General features: G+C 49.6%; 12 protein-coding genes and 1 pseudogene. 1 reads left to right on the top strand and 12 read right to left on the bottom strand.

From position 1 onward, the window contains the following. A partial coding sequence (locus ACPLUI_RS06940; protein WP_424659552.1) for a transglycosylase domain-containing protein occupies positions 1-1,534 on the bottom strand: 1,534 nt, incomplete at its 3' end. A gap of 175 nt (positions 1,535-1,709) precedes the next feature. Between ACPLUI_RS06940 and ACPLUI_RS06945 the strand changes: the two genes are divergently transcribed. Next, entirely contained in the window at positions 1,710-2,546 is an 837-nt protein-coding gene (locus ACPLUI_RS06945) for an Asp23/Gls24 family envelope stress response protein (protein WP_424659541.1), read from the top strand. Positions 2,547-2,560: 14 nt separating this feature from the next. On the opposite strand, the gene ACPLUI_RS06950 is transcribed toward ACPLUI_RS06945, so the two are convergent. From ACPLUI_RS06950 to ACPLUI_RS07000, 11 genes and pseudogenes are all read right to left on the bottom strand, one after another. Further along, positions 2,561-3,250: a cell wall hydrolase gene (locus ACPLUI_RS06950; protein ID WP_424659542.1), complete on the bottom strand. Its 690-nt coding sequence runs from the start codon at positions 3,248-3,250 to the stop codon at positions 2,561-2,563. A gap of 114 nt (positions 3,251-3,364) precedes the next feature. Beyond that, positions 3,365-3,985: a precorrin-8X methylmutase gene (locus ACPLUI_RS06955; RefSeq protein WP_424659543.1), complete on the bottom strand. Its 621-nt coding sequence runs from the start codon at positions 3,983-3,985 to the stop codon at positions 3,365-3,367. Then, positions 3,969-4,355, bottom strand: coding sequence for a sirohydrochlorin chelatase (locus ACPLUI_RS06960; protein WP_424659544.1), 387 nt, complete (start codon positions 4,353-4,355; stop codon positions 3,969-3,971). The genes ACPLUI_RS06955 and ACPLUI_RS06960 overlap by 17 nt, the downstream gene beginning before the upstream one ends. Positions 4,356-4,358: 3 nt before the next feature. After that, entirely contained in the window at positions 4,359-5,126 is a 768-nt protein-coding gene (cobK, locus tag ACPLUI_RS06965; RefSeq protein WP_424659545.1) for a precorrin-6A reductase, read from the bottom strand. Continuing rightward, a complete protein-coding gene (gene cobJ, locus ACPLUI_RS06970; protein WP_424659546.1) occupies positions 5,123-5,845 on the bottom strand; it encodes a precorrin-3B C(17)-methyltransferase in 723 nt (240 codons plus the stop codon). The genes cobK and cobJ overlap by 4 nt, the downstream gene beginning before the upstream one ends. Continuing rightward, on the bottom strand, positions 5,818-6,900 hold the full coding sequence (locus ACPLUI_RS06975; RefSeq protein ID WP_424659547.1) for a cobalt-precorrin 5A hydrolase: 1,083 nt from the start codon (positions 6,898-6,900) through the stop codon (positions 5,818-5,820). Before ACPLUI_RS06975 ends, cobJ begins: the two co-directional genes overlap by 28 nt. Then, on the bottom strand, positions 6,897-7,652 hold the full coding sequence (cobM, locus tag ACPLUI_RS06980) for a precorrin-4 C(11)-methyltransferase (protein WP_424659548.1): 756 nt from the start codon (positions 7,650-7,652) through the stop codon (positions 6,897-6,899). The genes ACPLUI_RS06975 and cobM overlap by 4 nt, the downstream gene beginning before the upstream one ends. Before the next feature lie 16 nt (positions 7,653-7,668). Further along, entirely contained in the window at positions 7,669-8,385 is a 717-nt protein-coding gene (gene cobI / locus ACPLUI_RS06985; protein WP_424659549.1) for a precorrin-2 C(20)-methyltransferase, read from the bottom strand. Further along, positions 8,369-8,989: a precorrin-6Y C5,15-methyltransferase (decarboxylating) subunit CbiT gene (cbiT, locus tag ACPLUI_RS06990; RefSeq protein ID WP_424659550.1), complete on the bottom strand. Its 621-nt coding sequence runs from the start codon at positions 8,987-8,989 to the stop codon at positions 8,369-8,371. Before cbiT ends, cobI begins: the two co-directional genes overlap by 17 nt. Further along, positions 8,946-9,608, bottom strand: coding sequence for a precorrin-6y C5,15-methyltransferase (decarboxylating) subunit CbiE (cbiE, locus tag ACPLUI_RS06995; RefSeq protein ID WP_424659551.1), 663 nt, complete (start codon positions 9,606-9,608; stop codon positions 8,946-8,948). Before cbiE ends, cbiT begins: the two co-directional genes overlap by 44 nt. Next, positions 9,590-9,867: pseudogene (locus ACPLUI_RS07000) on the bottom strand (cobalt-precorrin-5B (C(1))-methyltransferase CbiD); the annotation flags it as partial. The gene cbiE and the pseudogene ACPLUI_RS07000, both read right to left, overlap by 19 nt.

Genomic DNA, 9,867 nt, shown 5'->3' on the forward strand with positions numbered 1-9,867 from the left:
ACCGCTTTTCTACTAACTCCAACTGTAGAGCGTAAGTAGAAGAATAATCTCTAATGTCGGTAACAATGTAGGCTGTTTTGGGATCAAGTACTTGTTGCAGTTCAAGGTTATGTTCTTCCAGCACGGTGCCCTTTTTATCCACTATTTTGGTGATAAAGATAGGTTTGGCCAGAACACCTCCATTCGCAAGAGGTCCATAGGCCCGGGCCATTTCCAGCGGGCTTACTTCCGAGGTGCCCAGGGCCAGAGAAAGGTAAGGTTTCAGAGGGCTCACGACCCCCATACGCCGGGCGTATTCGACAAGGGTTTGCGGTCCAAGGCGGCTGTTCAGTTCAACAGCTACCACATTATCCGATGTATAAAGGGCTTCTTTAAGGGTAAAGGGCCGGTTGTGATAGCTTCCATTAAAATCCCGTGGCTGGTAAGGTGGTTGACCAGGTATTTCGTAACTGACCGGTTTGCACTCCAGGGTGGTGGCTGCTGTGTAACCCCGGTCGATAGCTGCGGCATAGAGGAAAGGTTTGAAGGCCGAGCCCGGTTGACTTTTAGCCAGGGCACGGTTAAACTGGGACTGTCTGAAGTCTTTCCCTCCGATCATGGCTTTGACATAGCCGTTTCGCGGATCATAGGCCACCAGTGCTCCTTGAAGTTCCGGATCCTGTTGTGCAAAAGAATCCTGGAAGATTTTTTCTGCTATCTCTTGCATCTCTAAATCCAGTGTGGTATAGATATGAAGCCCTCCTTTATAGGCCAGATCTGGTTGTTCTGGATATTTCCCCTGCAGGTATTTTATTATTTCAGCTACAAAGTAAGCTGCACGGGTTTGTCCTCTCGGCCGGTTTTGGAAGTGAAGGGGTTTTTTGCTCGCTTTTCTGGCTTCTTCAGGGGTTATCATTCCCAATTCTACCATGCGTTGCAGAACCAGTAACTGCCTTTCCCGGGCGCCCTTTAAGTTTGTAATCGGGTTATAAAGGCTGGGTGCTCGTACAATTCCAGCCAGCATGGCACTCTCCCCAAGGTCCAATTCCCGGGCTGACTTGCCAAAATACGTCCGGGCCGCCATTTCAATGCCATAGGCTCCCTGTCCAAAATAAATCTGGTTCAAATACATTTGCAGTATTTCTTCCTTGCTATACCGCTTTTCGAGCTGAATTGTTAAACATAATTCCTTTATTTTGCGCCTGGCGGTTCGTTCCGGTTCCAGGAACATGTTTTTAGCCAGTTGCTGGGTGATGGTGCTCCCTCCTTCCACTATTTTCCTCGCTCTAATATTATGATATAGAGCGCGCATGAGGCCTACAGAATCAATACCATGGTGCTTGTAAAAACGAGCGTCTTCAATTGCTACTATAGCCTGCTGCATGTATGGGGAGATTTCTTTCAAGGATACTGGTATGCTCTTTTGAGGCGAAAGGGTGGCAATTAACCGACCGCGGGCATCGAATATTTTCGAAGGAGTGGGTAAGTCACCCGGCAAAGACAGGCTTGTACATCCAGTTACCAGGTTGGGTAGAATTATTAGCAGCAAAAGCATTTTTTTCATTATTAGATACACTCTCCAACAGGCTTTAGAAGGATATAAAAATGCTATAATTCCATTTGATATGATATTGTATCCCGTTTGACTGTGCATCTCACACTGTTTGATTAAAAAAAGGAAAATGATCTATATTCGTAGAAGTGTCGTCTGTATGTTTGGGGGGAACAACGTGGAAGTTTTTGCCCTTGTAGGTCCCAGTGGAACCGGTAAGAGTTTCCGGGCTATCGCGACCGCTCATGAATTTGGTGCAGAATTGATTATTGATGATGGTCTTTTAATTAAAGGCAATCGTATTCTTGGGGGGGTATCCGCAAAAAGACAATCAACACGTATTGGAGCAATTAAGGTCGCCCTGTTTATGGATGAAGAGCACGTCCGGCAGGCACGAGCAGTGTTAGAAAAGGAAAAACCCTCCCGGGTTTTAGTTCTGGGGACATCCGTGGGTATGGTCGAAAAAATTGCTGAGAGGTTAGGTCTTCCTCAGGTTTCTCGGATTATTTCCATTGAAGAAATAGCTTCACCCCGGGAAATCCGTCAGGCTCTGACCATGCGTACCCGTTATAGCAAACATGTTATTCCTGCTCCTACGGTAGAGGTTAAGAAAAGATTTCCAGATATGATTGCAGATTCCTTAAGGATTTTTACGGGCCGTAAAGGTTCACACGGCAAACGAAGCTGGTTGGAACAGTCTGTAGTGCGTCCCACCTTTACCTGTTATGGTAAACTAACTATTACCACCAGTGCTCTGGTATCCATTATATCCCGGGTTACAGAAGAAGTGCCCGGAGTGAAAAGTGCAGGACGGGTTAACGTACAGAGAGATGAGGATGGGGTAATTATTGAGGTGCAACCGGTTTTATACTATGGTTTCGTATTAAACCGGGTGGGTCGGGAAATTCAGCAGGCGGTGAAAATACAGGTCGAGGAGATGACCGGACTGGTAGTTAAGTATGTAAACATACTGATAAAGGAATTGTTTATCGCCCGGGTAAAGGAACCGGTCTAACGACCGGCTCCTTTTTAAACTTTAGTAGCAAACACATGGTTACCGATGCGGGTGACTACCGGCAGGGTTCGGATCCAACGGTCCGTGGCAGTGCGTGGATTATAGAAGAATAATGCTCCATTGGTTGGATCCCGTCCGGTGAGAGCTTCCAGAGCAGCGTTGATGGCGGTTTCGTCCGGTTCCAGGTAGATGGAGCCGTCCTCTACAGGTGAAAACTGGAAGACATTTTTCTCTTTTTGAAAAATTACTTCGCGTATGGTTTTGGGAAAACCCGGACTGGCTACACGGTTAAGGATTACTGCTCCCACTGCCACCTGGCCAGTGAAGCTTTCTCCCCGGGCTTCAGCGTGGATCAGCCTGGCCAGCAGCATCAACTCCTCCCTGGAAATACCTCCGCGGGAAAGTGTTGACGGAATGTGATCATTTATCCGATCTGGGACCAGCAATACATCGCCAGGCCTGATGATGGTATCCTTGAGGTTATTGGTATCCATCAGTTTTGCTAGAGGTACTTTATAAGCTCTGGCTATGTCATACAGTGTATCTCCCGCCTTGACGGTATAGCAAAGCATATATCTGTAATTGCTCAGGTTGCTTCCACTATCCCCAAATGTGCTGGCTTCTACTTGTTTTCCTGTCACGACCCAGGTTAAAACGATAAAAAAAGTGATCACGCCAGCATACCTGGTTAGTTTACTGCCCATTGTGTCCTCCTTTCCGACCACATAATATTTTAGACGGGTCGGAAGAGAATTATACACGGGCATCACTTTTAAACTTTAGATTTCGATATGGGGTTAGAATAGAGGCTTCCAAAACTAAGCCATCAGCAAAAGAGCATTGACCACTGCTGTAGCAATGGTGCTGCCTCCTCTGGTACCGGTTATCGTGATGTAAGGAATATCCTGGGACATTAATTCTTTTTTAGATTCGGCCGCACCCACGAAACCTACAGGTGTACCTACTACAAGGGCAGGTCTGGCCTGTCCAGTTGAGATCAACCGGCACAGAGCGAAAAGGGCTGTGGGAGCGTTTCCAATAGCAATAATCCCCCCTTCTATCTGGGGGGCACCCAGCTCCATGGCCACCATGGCCCGGGTGACTCCCCTGGCTCGGGCACAGGTAACTACCTCTGGATGGTTAATCAAACATTCAACTACCACTCCCAGGGCTGACAGACGATCTTTAATCAAGCCGCTGCGAACCATGTTCACATCAGTGAGGATGGGTTTGCCTGCTCTGAGAGCACTTAAACCACTTTCCACAGCTCGAGGGTGAAAACGCATAAGTTCAGCGCAAGAAAGATCACCCGTGGTGTGTACCACCCGCTTGACAATGGCCCTTTCCCCTGCAGGTAGTTCAGCCAGCTGGGGCAAATGCTCTTCGATTATGCGCATGCTCTGCTCCTCAATAGCCCTGGGATTAGTAATTGATTGCATGTTCGTTACTTGCCTCCCTTATCCTTTCCATGACTATTTCAGCCAGTTTGCGGTGAGTACCGATATGGCTGGTCATAACAATATCCATGTCGGGATAACGGGTCTTCTCTCTGGCCAGAATTTCTGGGATATCTTTTTTCATGTGCACCCCTTCGGCCAGAAAGAGGGGTACGACTACCACTTTTTTAATTCCCCTTGCTGCCATGTTAGCCAGTGCTGCAGGTAAGTCCGGCTGATTGAATTGCAAAGAAGCTCCCTCTACGAGGTCATAGGAGCTTTCCCGGGTTACCAGTTCCTTTAAAAAGTGCAGGGTTTCGCGGGCTTCCGGGAGTCGACTTCCATGAGCTAAAAGAATAACACCCGTTTTCATAACTTATGAACATCCTTTCTTCTGTAAGATTCTTTCAAGCAGTTCTTGACGGCTGGTTATTGCGCCGGCTTCTACCCCGGGGCGGTTGATCACTACTACCGGCATAGCCAGTTCCAGTGCCGCTGCTACTTTGGCATCCGTACCTCCTATAGCCCCGCTGTTTTTGGTTACTATTACTTCAGCTTGGTATTGTCTGAAGAGAGCACGATTCAGTTCCAGACTAAAGGGGCCCTGCATGGCTACAATATCAGCGGGGCTCAATCCCATCTGGCGGCAGCGTTGAATTACTGAAGGTTCTGGAAGTACCCGTACCACCAGTCGGCATCCATGCAGGTGGGCGGTGGTTAAAAAGATCTCCAGAGTTTTACTGCCTGTGGTGAGAAAAATTACCTTTCCTAAATGTACCGCCCGTTGAGCTGCTTCCTCGTAGCTGGCAGCATAATGAATCAGCGGGTGTTGGGGTAGGTTGCTTTCTTCCCGCTGGTAGCGAAGGTAAGTTATTTGGGTTCTGGCACAGGCCTGGCGGGCAATTTCCGAAACCCGCTCAGCGTATGGGTGAGTGGCATCTACTAAAAGATCAATGTGGCGTTTTTTAATCAGGGCAACCATGTCGTCCAGGGTTAAAGGACCGGTAATGATTTCAGCACCGTGTTTGGCCAGCAGTTCTCCACCGTATGGTGTGGCTGCCGAGGCCAGTACGGCGTAACCGTTGGCTAGCAGGTCTTCCACAATAAGTCGCCCATCAGCGGTACCGCTCAAGACCAGAATCATAACTCATATCCCCTTGGTGTAACCAGAAAGTTACCCATCCTCCGGGTCTGGTTGTTGCCGATGATTACAATACTGAACATATCGATAGGGTGATTAAGCATATGTTCCAGGTCTGTGATTATTACATTTTGACCATCCCGGTAAGCTTTGTAAACAATCCCCACTGGCGTACCGGCTTTTTTATGCTGGAGCAATAACTCCCTGGCCCGGCTGATCTGGGTTTTTCTTTTATGACTGGCGGGGTTGTATAAAACAACCACAAAGTCCCCCTGAGCGGCCAGGGTGAGTCTTTTTTCAATGACTTCCCAGGGAGTAAGGAGGTCGCTAAGGCTCACCACTACAAAGTCGTGCATCAGTGGTGCACCCAGGAGGGCTGCTGCAGCGGTCGCAGAGGTGATACCGGGGATGATTTCCACTTCGACCTGGCCCAATAAGTTTTCCCTTTGTAAAAGCTCCAGAGCCAGACCTGCCATGCCGTAAACTCCGGGGTCTCCGCTGGATATCAGGGCTACTTTCTCTCCCTCTCTGGCTCGTTGAATGGCTGCGCAGCAGCGTTCAACTTCTCGTGTCATACCTGTACTGATGATTTCTTTCCCTTCGACTACATGGTAAATGAGTTCGAGATAGGTTTTATAACCGCAAATAACACCAGCTTCCTTCAGGGCCCTCAATGCTCTTGCGCTTAAATGTTCTATATTCCCCGGCCCTGTTCCCACCACCCATAACTTTCCTCGGCCAGGGCTACTGTTACGCCTCCCCAGCTGGTTTTGGGGAGAATTAGTTTGGCCTGGGGAGCAGCTGCCAGCAGGGCAACAGGTTCGCATACACCACCAACTCCTATTTTTTCCTGGACAAATGTGGAATGTTTAAGATAGGGTTTTTGGATAAAAATAGAGCGAATTTGTTCTCGTGAAAAACTGAAAAGGGGTAGATTCAGCTCCTGGGCAAGCAGTTGCAGACCTCGCTCCTCGGCCCGCAAGTCTATGGTTGCCAGTGCCCGCAAGCTGGCAGGACTTCGTCCGGCAAGCTCCAGGGCACTGAATAGAGCTTGTCTCGTCTTTTCCGGAGCCACTTCCCTGCGGCAACCCATTCCAGCCACAAGATTTCGTGGTCTCAGGAAAAGGGTTTTCTCATGGGGCAACGACAGGACACGGTTGGTGATTACGACCAGCCACCCATCCGTCCGGGTGGCGGGCAAATCTTCCCAGGGAATTACTTGAAGGCCATTGGTTTGGATCAGGGGGAGGGGCGGTTCGCTGCAAAAAGTGACCATTTCTCCGTTTACCAGAGCAGCATTCACCTGTTTAACCACGGCGAATGGGGTCATAGCCAGAGCATATTTACGGGCCAGGACATCTACCGCGGGCAGGCCCTGGACATCGCTGGCAGTTGTAATGACCGGTATCGCATGGAGAAATGTGGCCAGCTGTTGGGCCAGCTCATTGGCCCCTCCTAAATGACCACTCAATGTACTGATTACGAACTGTCCCCTTTCATCCATAACCACTACTGCCGGATCTGAGCGCTTATCCCTGACCAGAGGGGCAAGCAGTCTTATCACAATACCCAGGGCCATAATAAAAACCATTCCCTGGCATCGTTTAAATTCTTCGGCCACCACCCGGGATAACGGTTCGGTTAAAGGTTCTCCATCCCCCGGGAAACGGGCAGGCCTTAACATGCGAACCTGGTGTCCCGCTTGCTGTAAATACCGGGTTACCTTTGCCGCCAGGTCCAGACCGTTTCTGGTGATAGCGAATACGGTAATATTCATATCTTGCTTCCCCGGTAACCATGGCTGAATTGAGGGTCATAAAGCTGCGACAATTGGTAAGGAGAGTTGAAAACGTCTCCCACCAGCACCAGGGCGGTTCGGGTTATGCCTGCCTCCTTGACTTGATTAACGATATCAGCCAGGGTACCCCACAACAGCCGTTCTTCGGGCCAGGAAGCCTTTTCTACTATTACTACGGGGGTTTGGGAAGGATAGCCTCCAGCAAGCAATTCTTCAACAACCTGCTCCATCTGGTGTACGGAAAGGAAGATACACATGGTGCTTTTGTGACGGGCCAGTTCTCTTAATTTCTCCTGTTCGGGTACCGGGGTGCGTCCTTCCAGCCGGGTAAGGATTACAGTTTGGGTTACTCCCGGTAGAGTCAGTTCGTGAGGGATAGCGGCTGCAGCAGCCAGAAAGGAGCTCACTCCTGGTACAACTTCAAATGGTATGTTGAGTGCTGCCAGGGCATCCATTTGTTCCTGGATAGCTCCATACAGAGAAGGGTCACCGGTATGTACGCGAGCTACCGTTAAATGCTCCTCGTGTGCTCGTCGCATTACACCAAGCACTTCATCACGAGTCATGATGGCGCTGTTGTATATCTCTACTCCTGGGCGACAATATTCCAATATTTTTGGATTAACCAGAGAACCTGTATAAATAACAACATCAGCTTCCTGTAACAGCTTGGCACCTTTCACGGTAATCAATTCGGGATCTCCCGGTCCGGCACCAATAAAGTAAATCACTATATCCCCCCCCTTGTTAACGGTTTCCCTTGTGGATGACCAGGATCGACATATAGTCGATCCTTTGACCGGCCAAATCGCTCACCTTACGATTTACAATTTGATCGGGATAGCCACAGCGGCTCACCAGAGCGGCACGTTCTAATAACCCCTTTTTACGCAATAGTTCCAGCACCTGATTGAAGTATCGGTTTACTTTCATGAGTACCACATTTTCAAAGGTCTCCAGTATCTCTTCGAGGCGTTCCAGGTTGTAGACCGCTGGTATTACAGCTAGGCTTTCTTCCCCTGTGGCCAGTGGTTCTTCCAATGCTGCTGCACAAGCGCTCATGGCAGTAATCCCCGGAATTGTTTCCACGGGCAGGTCGGGATAATTTTTTTGCAGGTAGGCCTGTACATAGCTATAAGTGCTATAAAAAGTAGGATCACCGATGGTGATAAAGGCAACTTTATGCCCCTCTTGTACCAGTTTGGCTACCTTTTCACCAGCGCTGGCCCAGTGTTGTTCAAGTATCTGGTGATCCCGCGACATGGGAAAGAATAGCTCCAGGGTCATAAACTGGCGTTTGATAACCTGCTTAATAATGGATAGAGCCAGGCTTTCCCGGTCAGCAGCCGATTTGGGTACACATACTATATTCACTTCCTGTAATACGCGGTATGCCTTCAGGGTGAGTAATTCCGGATCCCCGGGACCGACTCCGATTCCGTAAAACTTACCCGACACCCTCATTCTCCACCTCCTTCTGGGCTTCCTTCTGGGCAGTAATGAGCCAGACAGGATTTAAAGCCTGCATCAGATGATAATGGCCCCGGCATACTGTGCGGGTTACAGCAACCTGAACAACTTCTTTTCCCCAGGAGGGGCCAAGCAAAGTGAGAGCCTGTGTCAGTGTTTCCAGAGTCAGTGCATTGATGATCAGTCTTGCTCCAGAATTAAGCCTTTCGGCCAGTAATTGGATTATCTCCCCCAGTTTACCGCCCGAACCCCCGATAAATACCCGGTCGGGGGCCGGTAGTGGGAACAGTGCCTCAGGGGCGCGTCCTTCCACTACCTGGATATTCTTTTGGTTAAAGTGATCTATGTTTTTCCGGATAAGTTCCAGTGCTTCGGTTTTTTGCTCTACAGCATAAACGATACCATCACCGATTAGCCGGGCTGCTTCGATTGCAATCGAGCCGGTTCCACTACCAATGTCCCACACTACCTGTCCCGGGGCCAGCCGGGCCTTGGCCAGGGTGACAGCGCGAATTTCTTCCTTGGTCATGGGAACATTTCCCCGGATAAACAGGTCATCGGGTATTCCCGGAGTAACATATGTCCAGGTTTTTCTCATCAATAATCACCATAACGCAATTATTTTGACCGGAAAAATCCTGGCGTGCCAGTTCACAGGGTGTGGTTTCCAGGATTTCCTCGTCTGGATAACCGAGGTTGCAACAACAAAAGATCTTTCGATTAGTGATTTCCGCCTCGACGAGCAGTTTGGCGAGGTGGTTGGGTGGAGCTCCCGGGCTGGTCAGGATGGCTACTTTCCCCTGGTGACGTATCAGGTTGACCAGGTCGTCGGTAGCTCTTCCGTGGGCACTCAAGATCAGAGCATCATGCCAGGGTATGGCCAGGCGGGCAAATGCTACCTGTACCGAACTGATTCCAGGAATGACCTCAAGTTCCTCCGGGGTGAAGTGTTGGCGCAGGTAATTTAAAATTCCGTATAAACCCGGATCTCCTGAAGCTAAAACTGCTACCCCTTCCTCTCTGTGCGACCGGATGAAATCGACCATGGCAGCAAGATTGTTTTTGATTATAAAAGTTTTCTGTTTTCCCCTGGCTAGAGAAGCCAGGTGACGCTTCCCACCCACCACTACGCGGGCGCCGGCCAGAGCTCTCTGAGCGGCAGGGGTGAGATAATCCGCGCTGCCCGGTCCCACTCCAATTACCATAATTCGTGGCATCCAAGTGCCCTCCCGATTTCCTCTGCTTGACGATCCCATCCGAGGATTCTACCGTCCAGGGCCAGAAGAACTGTTCCCACCTTTAAACGATGTTGGACGTATTCCATAGCCCGCTGGCTGGCCCGGTCAGCCAGCTTGTGATATACGGACAGTAGATTATGTTTTGCCAGCAATTCCACCACGCTTTCCACGGTGCTCGTTTCCATAATGTTTGCAATCAGATCCTGTGTTCCTCCCATAAGGGCAACATGACTGGCCA

The organism is Desulfofundulus sp. (assembly GCF_049701015.1).
In the GTDB taxonomy this organism is placed as follows: Bacteria; Bacillota; Desulfotomaculia; order Desulfotomaculales; family Desulfovirgulaceae; genus Desulfofundulus.

Bases quoted from the DNA above. Each gene is read 5' to 3' on its own strand.
- ACPLUI_RS06950 (WP_424659542.1), bottom strand. From the start codon at position 3,250: ATGGGCAGTAAACTAACCAGGTATGCTGGCGTGATCACTTTTTTTATC.
- ACPLUI_RS06955 (WP_424659543.1), bottom strand. From the start codon at position 3,985: ATGCAATCAATTACTAATCCCAGGGCTATTGAGGAGCAGAGCATGCGC.
- ACPLUI_RS06960 (WP_424659544.1), bottom strand. From the start codon at position 4,355: ATGAAAACGGGTGTTATTCTTTTAGCTCATGGAAGTCGACTCCCGGAA.
- cobK (WP_424659545.1), bottom strand. From the start codon at position 5,126: ATGATTCTGGTCTTGAGCGGTACCGCTGATGGGCGACTTATTGTGGAA.
- ACPLUI_RS06975 (WP_424659547.1), bottom strand. From the start codon at position 6,900: ATGAATATTACCGTATTCGCTATCACCAGAAACGGTCTGGACCTGGCG.
- cobI (WP_424659549.1), bottom strand. From the start codon at position 8,385: ATGAGGGTGTCGGGTAAGTTTTACGGAATCGGAGTCGGTCCCGGGGAT.
- cbiT (WP_424659550.1), bottom strand. From the start codon at position 8,989: ATGAGAAAAACCTGGACATATGTTACTCCGGGAATACCCGATGACCTG.
- cbiE (WP_424659551.1), bottom strand. From the start codon at position 9,608: ATGCCACGAATTATGGTAATTGGAGTGGGACCGGGCAGCGCGGATTAT.